This is a genomic window from Mesorhizobium sp. B2-3-10 (assembly GCF_006442275.1).
GTDB lineage: Bacteria > Pseudomonadota > Alphaproteobacteria > Rhizobiales > Rhizobiaceae > Mesorhizobium > Mesorhizobium australicum.
This window is the reverse complement of record NZ_VFVT01000002.1, coordinates 128,869-144,930: the sequence shown is the minus strand read 5'-3', so window position 1 is coordinate 144,930 and position 16,062 is coordinate 128,869. Positions and strand designations below refer to the sequence as shown.

The 16,062-nt window shown below is 61.7% G+C and carries 15 protein-coding genes; 11 read left to right on the top strand and 4 right to left on the bottom strand.

Going from position 1 to position 16,062, the window contains the following annotated elements:
• Window positions 1-45: 45 nt before the first annotated feature.
• The 9 genes from FJ943_RS07210 (at window position 46) to FJ943_RS07170 (ending at window position 10,043) form a co-directional block, all read left to right on the top strand.
• Window positions 46-1,539, top strand: a complete 1,494-nt coding sequence (locus FJ943_RS07210) for a DegQ family serine endoprotease (protein WP_140720525.1) — start codon at window positions 46-48, stop codon at window positions 1,537-1,539.
• Window positions 1,540-1,683: 144 nt separating this feature from the next.
• The gene (locus FJ943_RS07205) at window positions 1,684-2,991 is read left to right on the top strand and encodes a replication-associated recombination protein A (protein WP_015317971.1); all 1,308 of its coding nucleotides are present in this window, start codon (window positions 1,684-1,686) and stop codon (window positions 2,989-2,991) included.
• A 234-nt stretch (window positions 2,992-3,225) separates the two neighbouring features.
• Window positions 3,226-3,666: a DUF930 domain-containing protein gene (locus tag FJ943_RS07200; protein ID WP_246671840.1), complete on the top strand. Its 441-nt coding sequence runs from the start codon at window positions 3,226-3,228 to the stop codon at window positions 3,664-3,666.
• Between the two features lie 155 nt (window positions 3,667-3,821).
• Complete coding sequence (locus FJ943_RS07195) at window positions 3,822-4,652, top strand: aspartyl/asparaginyl beta-hydroxylase domain-containing protein (RefSeq protein WP_140619545.1); 831 nt, start codon at window positions 3,822-3,824, stop codon at window positions 4,650-4,652.
• Between the two features lie 181 nt (window positions 4,653-4,833).
• Window positions 4,834-5,208, top strand: a complete 375-nt coding sequence (gene crcB, locus FJ943_RS07190; RefSeq protein WP_140664338.1) for a fluoride efflux transporter CrcB — start codon at window positions 4,834-4,836, stop codon at window positions 5,206-5,208.
• A gap of 63 nt (window positions 5,209-5,271) precedes the next feature.
• Window positions 5,272-6,252, top strand: a complete 981-nt coding sequence (locus FJ943_RS07185) for an RluA family pseudouridine synthase (RefSeq protein WP_015317967.1) — start codon at window positions 5,272-5,274, stop codon at window positions 6,250-6,252.
• A gap of 47 nt (window positions 6,253-6,299) precedes the next feature.
• The gene (locus tag FJ943_RS07180; RefSeq protein ID WP_051041371.1) at window positions 6,300-7,172 is read left to right on the top strand and encodes a DMT family transporter; all 873 of its coding nucleotides are present in this window, start codon (window positions 6,300-6,302) and stop codon (window positions 7,170-7,172) included.
• A gap of 12 nt (window positions 7,173-7,184) precedes the next feature.
• Window positions 7,185-7,976, top strand: coding sequence for an ATP12 family chaperone protein (locus FJ943_RS07175; protein WP_015317965.1), 792 nt, complete (start codon window positions 7,185-7,187; stop codon window positions 7,974-7,976).
• Window positions 7,977-8,153: 177 nt separating this feature from the next.
• Window positions 8,154-10,043 (top strand): MFS transporter, encoded by a 1,890-nt coding sequence (locus FJ943_RS07170; RefSeq protein WP_140664349.1) that lies wholly within the window; start codon window positions 8,154-8,156, stop codon window positions 10,041-10,043.
• 75 nt (window positions 10,044-10,118) lie between these two features.
• On the opposite strand, the gene FJ943_RS07165 is transcribed toward FJ943_RS07170, so the two are convergent.
• Both FJ943_RS07165 and FJ943_RS29555 read right to left on the bottom strand, forming a co-directional pair.
• The gene (locus FJ943_RS07165; RefSeq protein WP_140664352.1) at window positions 10,119-10,313 is read right to left on the bottom strand and encodes a DUF2735 domain-containing protein; all 195 of its coding nucleotides are present in this window, start codon (window positions 10,311-10,313) and stop codon (window positions 10,119-10,121) included.
• A gap of 132 nt (window positions 10,314-10,445) precedes the next feature.
• Window positions 10,446-10,613 carry a hypothetical protein gene (locus tag FJ943_RS29555; protein ID WP_181174512.1) on the bottom strand — a complete coding sequence of 56 codons (168 nt, stop codon included), beginning with the start codon at window positions 10,611-10,613 and terminating at the stop codon, window positions 10,446-10,448.
• A 14-nt stretch (window positions 10,614-10,627) separates the two neighbouring features.
• Between FJ943_RS29555 and FJ943_RS07160 the strand changes: the two genes are divergently transcribed.
• Entirely contained in the window at window positions 10,628-11,668 is a 1,041-nt protein-coding gene (locus tag FJ943_RS07160) for a glutamine synthetase beta-grasp domain-containing protein (protein ID WP_015317962.1), read from the top strand.
• A 662-nt stretch (window positions 11,669-12,330) separates the two neighbouring features.
• Here the strand turns inward: FJ943_RS07160 and glnA are convergent.
• Both glnA and FJ943_RS07150 read right to left on the bottom strand, forming a co-directional pair.
• Entirely contained in the window at window positions 12,331-13,740 is a 1,410-nt protein-coding gene (gene glnA, locus FJ943_RS07155; protein WP_015317961.1) for a type I glutamate--ammonia ligase, read from the bottom strand.
• 67 nt (window positions 13,741-13,807) lie between these two features.
• Window positions 13,808-14,146: a P-II family nitrogen regulator gene (locus tag FJ943_RS07150; RefSeq protein ID WP_006205430.1), complete on the bottom strand. Its 339-nt coding sequence runs from the start codon at window positions 14,144-14,146 to the stop codon at window positions 13,808-13,810.
• A 357-nt stretch (window positions 14,147-14,503) separates the two neighbouring features.
• Between FJ943_RS07150 and FJ943_RS07145 the strand changes: the two genes are divergently transcribed.
• Window positions 14,504-16,054 carry an NAD(P)H-hydrate dehydratase gene (locus FJ943_RS07145; protein ID WP_140720523.1) on the top strand — a complete coding sequence of 517 codons (1,551 nt, stop codon included), beginning with the start codon at window positions 14,504-14,506 and terminating at the stop codon, window positions 16,052-16,054.
• Window positions 16,055-16,062 lie beyond the last annotated feature (8 nt).

Below are 16,062 nucleotides of genomic sequence, written 5' to 3'. Positions count from 1 at the left end.
ACATTCGTCGGGACAATGCGCCCGAACTCGCTTGGAGGATTCGCAATGCGCGCCAAAAGACTGTCCCTTGTTCTGCTCTGCGCCTTCATGGTGTTCGCAGCCGCACCGGCAGTTCGGCAGGCGCAGGCCGAAGACGCCGCCAAGCCCGCCGATCCAGGCCTCTCCGATGTGTTGACGGACTTGCTGCATGGCGTCGAAGGCGAGAATGCCACTTCAGGTCCGGACAAGCGCGTGCCTTTCGGCCGCGAGGAGGTCCAGCTTTCATTCGCGCCGCTGGTCAAGCAAACGGCACCCGCGGTGGTCAACGTCTATGCCTCGCAGACCGCCAAGGTGACATCGCCTTTCGAAGGCGATCCATTCTTCGAGGAATTCTTCGGCCGTGCCCAGCCGCGTGCGCAGTCTTCGCTCGGCTCGGGCGTGCTCGTCGATCCGAGCGGTGTCATCGTCACCAATTTCCACGTCATCAAGGATGCCGACGAGGTCAAGGTGGCGACCGCCGACGGCCGCGAATTCACCAGCAAGGTGATGCTGAAGGACGAAACGCTCGATCTCGCCGTGCTCAAGATCGAGTCCGACAAGCCGTTCCCGGTCATCGCCATCGGGGATTCCGACGCGCTTGAGGTCGGCGACCTGGTGCTGGCCATCGGCAACCCGTTCGGTGTTGGCCAGACCACCACCAGCGGCATCGTTTCCGCGCTTGCCCGCAGCCATATCGGCGTTTCGGATTCGGGTTATTTCATCCAGACAGACGCCGCCATCAATCCCGGCAATTCCGGCGGCGCGCTGATCAACATGGGCGGCCAGCTGGTCGGCATCAACACCGCCATCTACAGCCGCAGCGGCGGCTCGATCGGCATCGGGTTCGCCATCCCCGCCAACATGGTGCGGGCTTTCGCCGATGCCGCCAAGGCCGGTCTCGATTTCTTCGAACGGCCCTATATCGGCGCCGAATTCGAAGCGGTGACGCCGCAGATCGCTGAATCGCTCGGCATGGAAAAGCCGACCGGGGCGCTGGTCTCCTCGGTCGACGCGACCGGTCCCGCCGGCAAGGCAGGGCTGAAGCCGGGCGATGTCGTGCTGCAGATCAATGGCAAGCCGGTCGAGAGCATCGAGGCGCTCGACTACCGCATGGCGACACTGTCGATCGGCACCAAGGCGAATTTCGCGATCCTGACCAAGGGTCAGCAAGCGGCGATGGACATTGCGCTGGAGCGCGCGCCGGAGGGGGCAAAAGCCTCGGAAGTGACGCTGCATGGCCGCAGCCCGTTCTCGGGCGCGAAGGTCTCGGAACTGTCGCCGCGGCTTGCCCAGAAGCTTGGCTTGCGTACCGACCTCAAGGGTGTGACGGTGATCGATATCAATCGCGATTCGCCGGCCGCCGATTTCGGCTTTCAGCCAGGCGACATCGTGCGCGAGGTCAACGGCACCACCATCGACACCGCCGCAGTGCTGGCGCAGGTAGCCCAGCAGGATACGCGCTGGTGGCGCTTTACCGTCGAGCGCGGCGGGCAGATACTGCGCCAGGTTTTGCGTTACTGAGTTCGACCCTGAAGGGATCGCGCTCCAAACTTGGAGCAGGTCGGCGTTTCACCAAAACGCCGACCTGCTCTATATCCTTGTTTTGACGCAATCCCGGACGGAAAACCGCTTCACACTTTTCCTGGAATTGCTCTGAGGAAGTGCATGGCCGATCTGTTCAGCGTTGACGAACCGGAAAAGGTGCCGCCCGGACGGCCGCTGGCCGACAGGCTGCGTCCGAAGAATCTTGGGGAGGTCGTTGGCCAGGAACATCTGACGGGACCCGATGGCGCGCTGACCCGGTTGATCGGCTCCGGTTCGCTGGGATCGATGATCTTCTGGGGGCCGCCAGGCACCGGCAAGACCACGGTGGCGAGGCTGCTTGCCGGCGAGACCAGCCTTGCCTTCGAGCAGATATCGGCGGTCTTTTCCGGCGTCGCCGACCTGAAGAAAGTGTTCGAGGCGGCCAAGCTGCGCCGTGCCAACGGCCGCCAGACTTTGCTCTTCGTCGACGAGATTCATCGTTTCAACCGCGCCCAGCAGGATTCATTCCTCCCCGTCATGGAGGATGGGACGGTCGTGCTGGTGGGCGCCACCACCGAAAACCCGTCCTTCGAACTCAACGCGGCCTTGTTGTCGCGCGCGCGGGTCATGGTCTTTCATTCGCTGGGTGAGGACAGCATCGCCAAGCTGATGACGCGGGCGGAGGAGGCGGAGGGCAGGGCGCTGCCGCTTGATGATGAAGCACGCACGATGCTCATTCGTATGAGCGATGGCGACGGACGCGCATCGCTGACCCTGGCAGAAGAGGTCTGGCGCGCGGCCAAGCCGGGCGAGATATTCGATCCCGAAGGGCTTCAGCGCATCGTCCAGCGCCGTGCGCCGATCTACGACAAGGGCCAGGACGGCCATTACAACCTGATCTCGGCCCTGCACAAGTCGGTGCGCGGCTCGGATCCCGATGCCGCCCTCTACTATCTCGCGCGCATGTTCGATGCCGGGGAGGATCCGCTCTATCTCGGCCGCCGGCTGGTTCGCATGGCGATGGAGGACATTGGTCTGGCCGATCCGCAGGCCCTGGTCGTCGCCAACGCGGCCAAGGATGCCTATGACTATCTCGGCTCTCCGGAGGGCGAACTCGCCTTTGCCGAGGCCACCGTCTATCTCGCCACCGCGCCCAAATCCAATGCCGTTTACACTGCCTTCAAGGCTGCCACGCGGGCCGCCAAGGAACATGGCTCGCTGCTGCCGCCGAAGCACATTCTCAACGCGCCGACCAAGCTGATGAAGGAAGAGGATTACGGCGCCGGCTACCGCTACGACCATGATGAGCCAGATGCCTTTTCAGGCCAGGATTATTTTCCGGAAAAGATGGGCCGCCAGACCTTCTACGATCCGCCCGAGCGTGGTTTCGAGCGCGACATCAGGAAGCGGCTCGACTACTGGGCAAAGCTGCGCAAAGAGCGGGAATAGCCGGCTTGCGGAGCCCGGTGGCCTTGTCAGTGCGAAACGAGGCCTCGCCCTGGGGGATTTCCACTTCGGTTCTCCTGCATGGGCTGCTCGCCGCCAGCGTTATGTTGTTACCATCGCCGAAGCGCTCGAGCGGGCCAGAGGAGGAGCGCGTGTCGGTCGCCATCCTGACGCCACAGCAATTCGAGGTTGACAAGGCCGCCCGCACCTCCCATCGAGGAGGCACCCCGCGTACCCATGCCCGAGGCACCGGCGCCTGCTCCAAGCGCTCCTCGATTTCCCGCCACGCCCGCCATGATCCGCCCAACGCGGATGCTGTCGGCCAAGACCCTTGCCGATCCGCGCAGCAAGCAGGCCCGCGCCGATCTCAAGACCTTCGCATCCGATGAGCGCATGGTGCAGCTTTGCAATCTGGAGGCCATGGACCAAATCCGCCAATGGCATGCGGATTTCCAGCCGGAGCGGGTGGTGCCCTACGCGACCGCGGAGGAGAAGATCACCGGCACGACGATCGCCGCTAATGGTGCGGCCTTTCGCAGCCGTAAAAACTGGTACAGTCTGAAGTTCAAATGCCAGCTCGCCAAGGACGGCGAAAGCGTCATTGGCTTTGAATTTCTAGTCGGCGATCCCGTGGCCAGGGACAAATGGGACGAGCTTGGCTTGCCGGCAGTGCATTGACGCCCGGCAAACTCCACCAGGCAACCAGCCGGGCCAGACACCATGGCCGTTGTGCGGTGACCCAAAAAACCTTATCAAGGCGCACGGTCGGGCGGTGGCCGTTGCCATGATTGGGCACCTCATTCGCAACAGGATCGCGCTTCGCGCGTGGAAAAATGACAAAAACCCTTCGCAAATCCCTTCGCAAATTCGCCATTGCCATCCCGCTTCTCGCCCTTGGTTTCTATTTCATCCCCATCCTGACGACGATCTTCATCGTCTGTGGTCTGATCGACGTGTTGCGCAACGACAGGAAGGATTTGGCGCTGTTCAGTGGCTACTTCCTTGGCAACGGGCTCTTCACCTGGTTGCTGTCGCCCTTCAACCTGCTGGTCGATCTCCTGTGCTACAGAAATCCGGGCGTGTGGAAGCTGGAGCAGTTTCCCGCCGACTACCAGCGTGAGGTCAATGAGGTCCTTGATATCTTCAAGGCGCGCAAAGATGAGATCATCGCCGACATCGACGCCAATTTCGGCGCCGGCCGGCGCGGCATGTATGTCTACCAGTGGTACGGCAAGCACAGGATCGACAACGTCGAGGAATTCAACAAGGACTTCAAATACATCAAAACGATTGCCGTTTCCGTCTTCAGCAAGCGCGAATCGACCTCCTGGCATTTCGGACCGCTGCGGCTCAGCCTGCGTATCCTCTACAATCTGATCCCGGTGAAAGCGGAGATTTTCGTCGAATGCGGCAACGTCAAGAACTACTGGTACGACAATCCGCAGTTCATTTTCGACGACACGCTGCTGCATCGCTCGGTCAACGAGTATGATGGCCGCCGCTACTGCGTGTTCATGGATATTATCAGGCCATCCCCGGTGCCCCGCCTGATCGCTGGCATGCTTGCGGTCGTCTCGGTGAGCGTCGAGCGCATCAACTCGATGTTCTACAAGAACTGGAAGATGATTGGCTCGACAAAGCCAAAGAAGGTCGAAACCACCTAAGTTGAAGATCTGTCGATACTGCCGGCGGAGCCGGCAGTATCCTGAATGCGTCACGGCAGTGATTGCGCTACGTGAGTTGGAAGCCCGGTTCTTGATAGGTCGACTATCTCTGCCATCCCGAAGCTGCGTCACCTCGCTCAAGGGATTGACGCCGGCGTCCTCGCGGGGGCAGTAAAGTTCTATGTTCAATCTGCTTCTCGTAGCCGTCGGCGGCGGCATCGGCGCCGGCATCCGCCATCTGACCAGCATGGGCGCGCTGCGCCTCGTCGGTCCCAACTATCCCTGGGGCACGATGGCGATCAACATCGTCGGCTCGTTTGCGATGGGGCTGTTCATCGCCATCCTTGCGCGTCGCGGAGGGTCCGATGAGGTCAGGCTGTTCGTTGCTACCGGCATTCTCGGAGGCTTCACCACCTTCTCCGCCTTTTCGCTCGACTTCGCCGCCCTGTGGGAACGAGGCTCGACACTGCCGGCATTCGGATATGCGCTTGCCAGCGTCGTTGGCGCGATCATTGCCCTGTTTCTGGGACTTTGGCTCGCAAGAACCGTTTCATAATGTTATTGCCGCGCCAAGCGCAGGCCAAGAGCCCTGCTCGGGAAACGGATAAGCGAAGAAGACATGGCAGGCGTTGAACAGATCACTGTGGAGGCCGGCGAGGCGGGCATGCGGCTCGATCGCTGGTTCAAGACGCATTTCCCGGGCCTTGGCTTCGGCCATCTACAGAAGCTGCTGCGCTCCGGCCAGATCCGCGTCGATGGCGGCCGGGTCAAGGCCGACACCCGCGTCGAGCCGGGGCAGATGGTCCGCGTTCCGCCGCTCGAGGTGGACAAGAAGGGCGAGAGTGCGCTCACCGGCCACTCGATCCGCAACCAGGGCGACGCCGATGTGCTCGCCAAGATGCTGATCCACGAGGATCCCAAGGTCTTCGTCTTCAACAAGCCGGCGGGCCTCGCCGTTCAGGGCGGCTCCGGCGTTACCCGCAATGTCGACGACATGCTGGAAGCCTGGCGCAGCCAGAAAGGCGAGAAGCCGCGGCTGGTGCACCGGCTCGACCGCGACACGTCGGGCGTGCTGGTGGTGGCCCGCACCAGGCTGGCCGCGATGAAGCTTTCAGAGGCGTTCCGGGCGCGGGAAACCAAGAAGACCTACTGGGCGCTGGTCAAGGGCGTGCCGCCCAAGCGCGAGGACAAGATCTCGACCTGGCTGATCAAGGAGGCTACGCCGGACGGCGACCGGGTGCGCATTGCCGCGCACGGCGAAAAAGGCGCCGACCATGCCGTGTCCTATTATCGCATTATCGAGCAGGCGGCGCAGACCATGACCTGGCTGGAGATGGAACCTTATACCGGCCGCACACACCAGCTTCGCGTCCATGCCGCCCATATCGGCTGCCCGATCATCGGCGACCCGAAATACTTCGAGGCCGACACCAACTGGGATTTTCCTGGCGGCATTCAAAACCGCCTGCATCTGCACGCGCGCCGCATCATTATCCCGCACCCGGACAAGGGCGTCATCGACGTCACCGCTCCGATGCCGCCGCATATGCGCCAGAGCTGGAACCTGATCGGCTTCGACGACGCCAGCGCGGAGGACTAACCGTGAGCGGCGCCACCGATGCGCTCGATCGGCGCGACGCGGTCGACATGGCCGCAGCCGCCATCATGGTCGGCCTGACCTTTTCCTGGGGGCTGAACTACGTCGCCGCCAAGATCTCCTATGCAGGCTATGATCCCGTCTTCCTATCGATCGCGCGTTCGGTCATCGGTGGTTTCTGCGTCTTTCTCTGGTGCCGCTGGCGCGGCATTGCGCTGTTCAGCAGGGATGGGACATTGCCGGCGGGCATTGCGGTCGGCGTGCTTTTCGGCGTCGAGTTCCTTTGTCTCTACGTTGGCCTGGAGCATACGACCGTGGCGCGCAATACGCTGCTGGTCAACTCAATGCCGTTCTGGATGCTGATCGGCGGCCATTTCCTACTCGGCGAACAGATCACCATGCGCAAGTTCCTCGGCCTGCTGTTGGCCTTCGCCGGTCTTGCCACGGTCTTTTCCGACAAGCTCGGCGGTAGCGGAGACATGCTGTTCGGTGATCTCCTGAGCCTCGGTTCGGGGTTTTTCTGGGCCCTGACCAATATCCTTATCAAACGATCGAAACTGGTCGAGGCGAGTGCGGAAAAACTGCTGCTCTATCAACTCGCCGGCGCGGCGATCGTTGGCATGATGGTGCTGCCTCTTGCCGGCCCACCGGTGCGCGATCCCTCCCTGTTGCCGACATTGGCGCTGCTTTTCCAGGCGGTCTATATCGTCGCTTTCACCTATGTGCTCTGGTTCTGGCTGCTGCGCCGCTATCCGGCTTCAGGCTTGTCCAGCTTCACCTTCCTGTCGCCGGTCTTCGGTGTCCTGTGCGGTGCGATCATCTTGAACGAGCCGCTGACCATTCGCATTTTTCTTGCACTTGGCTTGATTGCGGCCGGCCTGATCATCGTCAACCGGCCGGCACGCAAGCTGATACCGGTGTAAGAAAGGCACTTCATGCGTGATATCCTCAACGACCTCGAAGCGGGCAAGTATCTTTCCGATCCGGATCCGGTGCGTCGCGCCCAGATCCAGATGAAGACGCCGCTGCCTAAGCGCTTCTATAAGGAGGTCTCGGTCGCGTCGGCGGAAGGTGGCTTTGCCGTCCATCTCGACGGCAAGCCAGTGCGCACGCCGGGCAAGGCAATGCTGGCGCTGCCGACCGAGGCGGCCGCGACGCTGGTTGCCGGCGAGTTCGCGGAACAGGGCGAGACGATCAATCCGATGACGATGCCGGTGATGCGGCTGGTCAACACCGCCATCGATGGCGTGGCCAGCGATCCGCAGGCGGTGCTGGAAGACATTCTGCGTTTTGCCTCGTCGGATCTGCTCTGTTATCGCGCCGATGCCCCGCAAGGGCTGGTCGAGCGGCAGAACGAGCGGTGGGATCCCGTCATCGACTGGGCTCGCGCAGCACTTGGGGCCCGTTTCAACCTTGCCGAGGGCATCATCCATGTCGAGCAGCCACGCGAAACCATTGCCGTGCTGGGCAGCCATCTGGCGCAACGCGCCGAACCGCTGCGCCTTGCCGCCATCCATGTCATGACATCGTTGACCGGCTCGGCATTGCTGGCGTTGGCGGTCGATTTCGGCGAGCTCGACGGCGAGGAGGCCTGGGCCGCCGGCCATGTCGATGAGGACTGGCAGATCGCACAGTGGGGACAGGACGCCGAAGCCGTCGCGCGCCGCGCCGCTCGCAAACGGGACATGATGGCCGCCGTCAGCTTGCTCGAAGCGCTGCGGGCCTGAGGGCTTCGCTCCGCCTTCGCACTGCACCTAATACGAAAGTCATAATCCCATCGTCGCGGTGCCCTTTCCCCGCCCTTTCTGCCATTTTTCCTGTGTTGGCTGCGTCTTTGAGTCCGCGTTCGGAGGAGAACGCGGACGTCGGCGCGCAGCATCGAGGTCTCACGGGAGGATAGCTCTATGGCAATGGCATCGACCGCCGGCGGAACGAGCCGCGGCATGACGCGGGAGGAGAAGAAAGTCATCTTCGCTTCCTCGCTCGGCACTGTTTTCGAATGGTACGATTTCTATCTCTACGGCTCACTGGCGGCTTTCATCGGCTCGACCTTTTTCAGTCCGACCATTCCCGAGGCAACGCGCAACATCTTCGCGCTGCTGGCCTTTGCCGCAGGCTTCCTGGTTCGACCGTTCGGCGCGCTGCTGTTCGGTCGCATCGGCGACCTCGTCGGCCGCAAATACACGTTCCTGGTCACAATGACGATCATGGGCCTGTCGACCTTCCTGGTCGGTCTGCTGCCCGGCTATGCAACCTTGGGCATCGCGGCTCCGGTGATCCTTATCGTCCTGCGCATGCTGCAGGGTTTGGCGCTGGGCGGCGAATATGGCGGCGCGGCGACCTATGTCGCCGAACATGCACCCGATGACCGCCGTGGCTTCTACACCTCGTGGATCCAGACGACCGCGACGCTCGGCCTGTTCCTGTCGCTGATCGTCATCCTGATCGTGCAGGGATCGCTGAGCAAGGAGACCTACGCCGCCTGGGGCTGGCGCATTCCGTTCATCGTCTCTTTCCTGCTGCTCGCCGTTTCGATCTGGATCCGGTTGTCACTCTCGGAGTCTCCGACCTTCCAGAAGATGAAGGACGAAGGCAAGGGCTCAAAGGCGCCGCTCTCGGAAGCCTTTGGTCAGTGGAAGAACGCCAAGATCGCGCTCCTGGCGCTGCTCGGCCTCACAGCCGGTCAGGCCGTGGTTTGGTACAACGGCCAGTTCTACGCGCTGTTCTTCCTGCAGAATGTGCTGAAGGTCGACGCGCAGTCGGTCAACATCATGATCGCCATCGCGCTGGCTATCGGCTCGATCTTCTTCGTCGTCTTCGGCTGGCTCTCCGACAAGATCGGCCGCAAGCCGATCATCATGGCTGGCCTTGCGCTGGCCATTGTCTGTACCTTCCCGCTGTTCAAGGCGTTGACCTGGGCCGCTAATCCGGCGCTCGCCAAGGCTCAGCAGAGCACTCGGGCAACGGTGACGGCAGCTCCCGGCGACTGCAAGTTCCAGTTCAATCCGGTCGGCACGGCGAAGTTCACGACGTCCTGCGACATCGCGACTTCGTTCCTGACCAAGAACTCGGTTCCCTATGAAGTGGTGTCGACGGCTGCGGCCGGGACGCCTGCGTCAGTCAAGATCGGTACAGAGACAGTGGCGTCCTACGATGCGGTCGCCGCCGGCGATCAGGCCAAGGCTAAGGACGCCGCCTTCGTCAAGGCAGTCAACATGTCCTTGCAGGACGGCGGCTATCCGCTGAAGCGAGCGCCGATCAAGGTCGCGGACCAGAAACTCGATGCCTTCATCGCAGCCAATCCTGAACTTAAGCTCGACGCAGCCGCCATCCGCGGCGGTGAAAAGGCAGCGGTGCCGACCGACCAGGCGGTTAAGGACAAGCTCTTGACCGCCGATGAGGCAGCGGGCGCACCCGAGGTCACCGTCTACAACATACCGGGCGGCGGTGCCTTTGCCATGTTCGCCGATCCGGCGGCGGTTAACTGGCCGATGACGATCGGCATCCTGTTCATCCTGGTCCTGTTCGTGACCATGGTCTATGGGCCGATCGCGGCCATCCTTGTCGAGATGTTCCCGACTCGCATTCGCTACACGGGCATGTCATTGCCCTACCACATCGGCAATGGCTGGTTCGGCGGCCTGCTGCCGGCGACGGTGTTCGCGCTCAGCGCCTACAAGGGCGACATCTACTACGGCCTTTGGTATCCGGTGGTCATCGCGGCGATGACGCTGATCATCGGCATGATCTTCGTCAAGGACACGCTCGGCACCGACCTGCACGCCAAGGAATAGTCGGTAGGCCAGAACGAAAAGCCCGGCGCGAGCGATCGCGCCGGGCTTTTTTATTCAAGATCGACGTGGAAGGGTTCAGCCCTTCCGCTGCGGGTCTTCTTCCTCGACGGCGGCCTCGTGGTACCAGCCATCGAAATCGGCGTGCTCGCCGCGAAGCGCGGCAAGCTCTGCCGCGAATTTGGCCTTGGCGCCTAAATTTAAGGCAGACCTGCGCGCTGCCAGCGGGAACATCAGGATTTTCGCCGACGGACGCGATTGCGTGACTTGCATTGCCGGTCTCCCCGCTTTTTCAGGCGTTCGTTGATTCAGCTTTCACCAAAATAGGTCCTGCGATTCATTTAGGCAATATGCCTATGAAAAGATCATGATTTGCCTATGATTTAAGCAATATCGGCGCCTGGATCATCCGCAAGCATTGCTGATGCGGCTCATTAAAATAATCGCCTGGGCACGATCATTTTGCCGCACCCTGCGAGAGCCGAGTGGCACACGAATTGCTTTTTTATCCATCGGCAGGCCGGCCTGTTTCGGCCATGCATCGACATCCGCCTGCTTGCGGTGTCCAAGCAACGAGAGGCTCTAGAATGACCAAATACAAGCTCGAGTATATCTGGCTCGATGGATACACCCCGGTCCCGAATCTTCGCGGCAAGACGCAGATCAAGGAATTCGCTGAGTTCCCGACGCTCGAGCAGCTGCCGCTGTGGGGTTTCGACGGATCCTCGACGCAGCAGGCCGAGGGCCACAGCTCCGATTGCGTGCTGAAGCCGGTCGCGGTCTATCCCGATCCGGCCCGCACCAACGGCGTGCTCGTCATGTGCGAAGTCATGATGCCCGACGGTGTTACGCCGCATGCATCCAACAAGCGCGCCACCATCCTCGACGACGAAGGCGCCTGGTTCGGCTTCGAGCAGGAATATTTCTTCTACAAGGACGGCCGTCCGCTCGGCTTCCCCGAGAGCGGCTATCCCGCACCACAGGGGCCGTACTATACCGGCGTCGGCTACTCCAATGTCGGCTCCGTTGCGCGCCAGATCGTCGAGGAACATCTTGATCTCTGCCTCGCGGCCGGCATCAACCATGAAGGCATCAACGCCGAAGTGGCGAAGGGGCAGTGGGAATTCCAGATATTCGGCAAGGGTTCCAAAAAGGCCGCCGACCAGATGTGGATGGCCCGCTATCTGATGCAGCGCTTGACCGAAAAGTACGGCATCGACATCGAATACCACTGCAAGCCCCTCGGCGACACCGACTGGAACGGCTCGGGCATGCATGCCAATTTCTCGACCACCTATATGCGTGAAGTCGGCGGCAAGGCCTATTTCGAAGCGCTGATGGCGGCTTTCGACAAGAACCTGATGGACCACATCGCCGTCTACGGCCCGGACAACGACAAACGTCTGACCGGCAAGCACGAGACCGCGCCGTGGAACAGGTTCAGCTATGGCATCGCCGATCGCGGCGCCTCGATCCGCGTCCCGCATTCGTTCGTCAAGAACGATTACAAGGGCTATCTGGAGGACCGCCGTCCGAACTCGCAGGGCGACCCCTACCAGATCGCCTCGCAGATCCTGAAGACGATCGCTTCGGTGCCGGCGAGCGCAGAGATTTCGGCCGCCGCCTGATCCGTTTTGCGGGCGCTTCAATGCGCGGCAGATGGATGTTCTTGCATACAGGCCTGGGCGGAAGCGCCCGGGCCTTTCTTTTTACCGACCCGACATGACGCCACGCGCGGTCAGCGTCGTCACCGACTGCCCCGGAGCGGCGAATTCCCCCAAAAAAGTCAGGTTGAAAAACAAAGAGCGGTTTCACCGAAACGAGCGGCTTTGGCTGACGCTCCTTGCCGCTACTCGTCTCGTGCGGTTCCAAGTTTTCATTGAAAAAGCCCGGAAAACAGCCTGTTTCAGCTCGGTTCGTACGCGGCGGTCCTTTATATAAGCCACTGTTCATACATTGAAATCGGCGATTTATGCCTCCGTGTGGCGGCGTTGACAGGCTACGCCGCGGCATGCGTATTCGTGGCCTTGGGGTTACGCCAAGCGATGCTGTTCGAACGGGGCGGGGGTTTCGTGAACGACGGCATTGGCGGGGGCGCCGGACGAGCGGGCATTGCAGCCTGAGGCAGTGTGCCGCTCGCTCCTGGCGATTGATTGCGTCCCCCAAAAAAGCAAGTTGACCATCGTTGCGTGGCTGGCCGCACGCAATCCATAGATGAGCCTTTGGATCAGCAAAAAGCCCTTGAAGGGGAAAACCTTCAAGGGCCTTGAAACATTATTCGAGCGGAATCCTAGACCGAATAGTACATGTCGTACTCGACCGGATGCGGGGTCATTTCGAAGCGCATCACTTCGGCCATCTTGAGCTCGATATAGCTGTCGATCTGGTCGTCGTCGAAGACGCCGCCGGCCTTCAGGAAGCCGCGGTCCTTGTCGAGGCTCTGGAGCGCTTCGCGCAGCGAACCGCAGACGGTCGGGATCTTCTTCAGTTCCTTCGGCGGCAGGTCGTAGAGATCCTTGTCCATCGGCTGTCCCGGATGGATCTTGTTCTTGATGCCGTCGAGACCTGCCATCAGCATGGCGGCGAAAGCGAGGTAGGGGTTCGCGCCCGGATCGGGGAAGCGGACTTCGACGCGCTTGGCCTTTGGTGAGCTGCCGAACGGGATGCGGCAGGAAGCCGAACGGTTGCGCGCCGAATAGGCGAGCAGCACCGGCGCCTCGTAGCCCGGCACCAGGCGCTTGTAGGAGTTGGTCAGCGGGTTGGTGAAGGCGTTGATCGCCTTGGCATGCTTGATGATGCCGCCGATGTAGAACAGGCAGCTCTCCGAAAGACCGGCATATTCATTGCCGGCGAAAGTCGGCTTGCCGCCTTTCCAGATCGACTGGTGAACGTGCATGCCCGAGCCGTTGTCGCCGAAGATCGGCTTCGGCATGAAGGTGGCCGTCTTGCCATAGGCATTGGCGACCTGGTGCACGACGTACTTGTAGATCAGCATCTTGTCGGCGTTGCGGACAAGCGTGTCGAACTTGATGCCGAGCTCGTGCTGGGCGGCTGCCACCTCGTGGTGGTGCTTTTCGACGCGAACCCCCATTTCAGCGAGCACCGTCAGCATCTCGGAGCGCATGTCCTGCGCCGAATCGATCGGCGGCACCGGGAAATAGCCACCCTTGATGCGCGGGCGGTGGCCGAGGTTGCCGGTCTCGTAATCGGTGTCGTCGTTCGACGGCAGTTCCGTCGAATCGAGCTTGAAGCCGGTGTTATAGGGATCGGCCTTGTATTTCACGTCATCGAACACGAAGAACTCGGCTTCCGGGCCGACATAGATGGTGTCGCCGATGCCTTCCGACTTCATGTAGGCCTCGGCCTTCTTGGCGGTACCGCGCGGGTCGCGGTTGTAGGATTCGCCCGAGACCGGATCGAGAATGTCGCACAGGATGACCATGGTCGACTGCGCGAAGAACGGGTCCATGTGGACGGTGTCCGGATCGGGCATCAGCACCATGTCGGACTCGTTGATGGCCTTCCAGCCGGCGATCGAGGAGCCGTCGAACATGACACCGTCGGCGAACATGTCTTCCTCGACCTCGACGACATCCATGGTGACGTGCTGCAGCTTGCCCTTCGGGTCGGTGAAGCGCAGGTCGACGAATTTCACGTCGTTGTCCTTGATCTGCTTCATGATGTCTTTGGCTGTCGTCATGTCATGTAATCCCTGTGTGCTGACGTTTTTTGATGGATGACGTTTTTTAGAGGATGACCGGTTCGGATCAAACCGCGTCCATTCCGGTTTCGCCGGTGCGGATGCGCACCACTTCCTCGATGTTGGAGACGAAGATCTTGCCGTCGCCGATCCGGCCGGTCTGGGCCGCCTTGCGGATAGCCTCGATCGCGCCTTCCACGGCATCGTCGCCGAGCACGACCTCGATCTTCACCTTGGGCAGGAAGTCGACGACATATTCGGCGCCGCGGTAGAGTTCGGTGTGACCCTTCTGGCGCCCGAACCCCTTGGCCTCGGTCACGGTAATGCCTTGCAGTCCGGCCTCCTGAAGCGCTTCCTTCACTTCGTCCAGCTTGAATGGCTTGATGATCGCTTCGATCTTTTTCATGTAAAAAGTGGCCTCCACTGCCAAAAAAACGGGTTGTGAGCCCCCGCTTGCGCCTCAATCAAGCACGAACTGTGCCAGTCGGAGGGAACAGAAGCGGTGTCATACGATTTCAAAGTCATGTCACCCCCAGATGCAAATTCGCGTCATGCGCTGCATTGGAAGCGGCATGAATGGCTGTAGCCTATCCGGCACTCCTGTGCATGTCTGCCCAATATCTGGGCAAATTGCTCATCTGGTGCGCAGATCGGTGCCTGCAATCCTCGCGCCGATCGACGTGCTCATGACAGCGCCAACTCCTCCCCGTTTGCGTCGCGCCGAAAACTGGACAATGCTTGATCGAATGCGGATCGGCAATCCATGAGCCACGAACTTCTTACCTCCGCCGAGATGGGCGAGGCGGATCGGCTGACAATTGCAGCAGGTCCAACCGACGGCGTTGGATTGATGCGCCGTGCCGGGCAGGCCGTCGCGACCGAAGTGCTCAGCCGCTATCCCTCGGCAGCGCATGTCCATGTGTTATGCGGCCCGGGCAACAATGGCGGCGACGGTTATGTCGTCGCTCGCATTCTGGCCGGCAGCGGTGTCGCCACCACGATCTGGACGTCTGGCCCGCCGAGGCTGGGTAGCGACGCGGCACTCGCCGCCGCGGAATGCCCCATCAAGCCCCGGCCGCTATCGGACTTTGATCCCGGTCCCCGCTCGATCGTGGTCGATGCGCTTTATGGGGCAGGGCTGTCCAAGCCGCTGTCCGGCGACGCCGCCAGGGCGGTCGATCTGGCCGCCAAGCTGCATTTGCGGGTTGTCGCCGTCGACCTGCCTTCCGGCATTTCCGGTGACAGCGGCAAAGTGCTCGGCACATCGTTTTCAGCAGAGCTCACCGTGACCTTCGCGCGCAAGAAGCCCGGCCATCTGCTGCTGCCGGGCCGGGAAAGATGCGGCGAGATCGTGCTTGCCGATATCGGCATCGGGGCGGAGATCATCGCAACGCTGCAGCCCCGCACGTTCGAGAACGGACCAGCGCTTTGGCAGCGCGAATTGCCGGTGCCGGCCATCGATGCCCACAAATACAAGCGCGGTCATGTCGGCGTCTTTTCCGGCGGGCCGAGCGCCACAGGCGCCGCGCGGCTCTCAGCGCTAGCCGCTGCCCGAAGCGGGGCAGGGGCGGTGACGGTTCTGTCGCCGGGCAACGCCATGCAGGTCAATGCCGCGCACCTGACCTCGATCATGCTGCGCAAGGCCGACGATGCTGCCGACATTGAAGCATTCGTCAGGGAGCGCCGGCCATCGGCGTTTGTGCTCGGACCCGGCTTTGGCATCGGTGAGAAAACCCGGGCGTTCGCACTTGCGCTACTCGCGTCGGGCAAGCCGGCGGCCGCGTCCGCCGGAATTGACGGCCTTGTCTTCGACGCCGACGCGATCACCTCGTTTCGTGAGGCGCCGGATGTCTTGTTCGAAGCCGCCCGCAGGCCGGACGCGCCCGCGCTGGTGATGACACCGCACGAAGGCGAATTCGCCAGGCTGTTCGCGGACATCGCCGATGACGACGTCTCGTCCAAGCTGGACAAGGCACGCGCGGCGGCAGCGCGCGCCAATGCCGTCATCGTCTACAAGGGCGCCGACACGGTGATCGCCGCTCCCGACGGCCGGGCAGCGATCAATGCCAACGGCGCGGCCTGGCTTGCCACCGCAGGATCGGGCGATGTGTTGTCCGGCGTCACGGCCGGATTGCTTGCCCAAGGCATGCCGGCTTTCGAAGCGGCCTGCGCGGCGGTCTGGATCCATGCCGAGGCCGGCAGCAGGTTCGGACCAGGATTGATCGCCGAGGATTTGCCGTTGGCGACGGTGCCGGTGCTGCGCGAATTGGTGGCTGCCGGAGGAGGGCGCTGTTCAACCGCACTTGAGCGATGACCTCGATG

Bases quoted from the DNA above. Each gene is read 5' to 3' on its own strand.
- FJ943_RS07210 (WP_140720525.1), top strand. From the start codon at position 46: ATGCGCGCCAAAAGACTGTCCCTTGTTCTGCTCTGCGCCTTCATGGTG.
- FJ943_RS07205 (WP_015317971.1), top strand. From the start codon at position 1,684: ATGGCCGATCTGTTCAGCGTTGACGAACCGGAAAAGGTGCCGCCCGGA.
- FJ943_RS07200 (WP_246671840.1), top strand. From the start codon at position 3,226: ATGCCCGAGGCACCGGCGCCTGCTCCAAGCGCTCCTCGATTTCCCGCC.
- FJ943_RS07195 (WP_140619545.1), top strand. From the start codon at position 3,822: ATGACAAAAACCCTTCGCAAATCCCTTCGCAAATTCGCCATTGCCATC.
- crcB (WP_140664338.1), top strand. From the start codon at position 4,834: ATGTTCAATCTGCTTCTCGTAGCCGTCGGCGGCGGCATCGGCGCCGGC.
- FJ943_RS07185 (WP_015317967.1), top strand. From the start codon at position 5,272: ATGGCAGGCGTTGAACAGATCACTGTGGAGGCCGGCGAGGCGGGCATG.
- FJ943_RS07180 (WP_051041371.1), top strand. From the start codon at position 6,300: ATGGCCGCAGCCGCCATCATGGTCGGCCTGACCTTTTCCTGGGGGCTG.
- FJ943_RS07175 (WP_015317965.1), top strand. From the start codon at position 7,185: ATGCGTGATATCCTCAACGACCTCGAAGCGGGCAAGTATCTTTCCGAT.
- FJ943_RS07170 (WP_140664349.1), top strand. From the start codon at position 8,154: ATGGCAATGGCATCGACCGCCGGCGGAACGAGCCGCGGCATGACGCGG.
- FJ943_RS07165 (WP_140664352.1), bottom strand. From the start codon at position 10,313: ATGCAAGTCACGCAATCGCGTCCGTCGGCGAAAATCCTGATGTTCCCG.
- FJ943_RS07160 (WP_015317962.1), top strand. From the start codon at position 10,628: ATGACCAAATACAAGCTCGAGTATATCTGGCTCGATGGATACACCCCG.
- glnA (WP_015317961.1), bottom strand. From the start codon at position 13,740: ATGACGACAGCCAAAGACATCATGAAGCAGATCAAGGACAACGACGTG.
- FJ943_RS07150 (WP_006205430.1), bottom strand. From the start codon at position 14,146: ATGAAAAAGATCGAAGCGATCATCAAGCCATTCAAGCTGGACGAAGTG.
- FJ943_RS07145 (WP_140720523.1), top strand. From the start codon at position 14,504: ATGAGCCACGAACTTCTTACCTCCGCCGAGATGGGCGAGGCGGATCGG.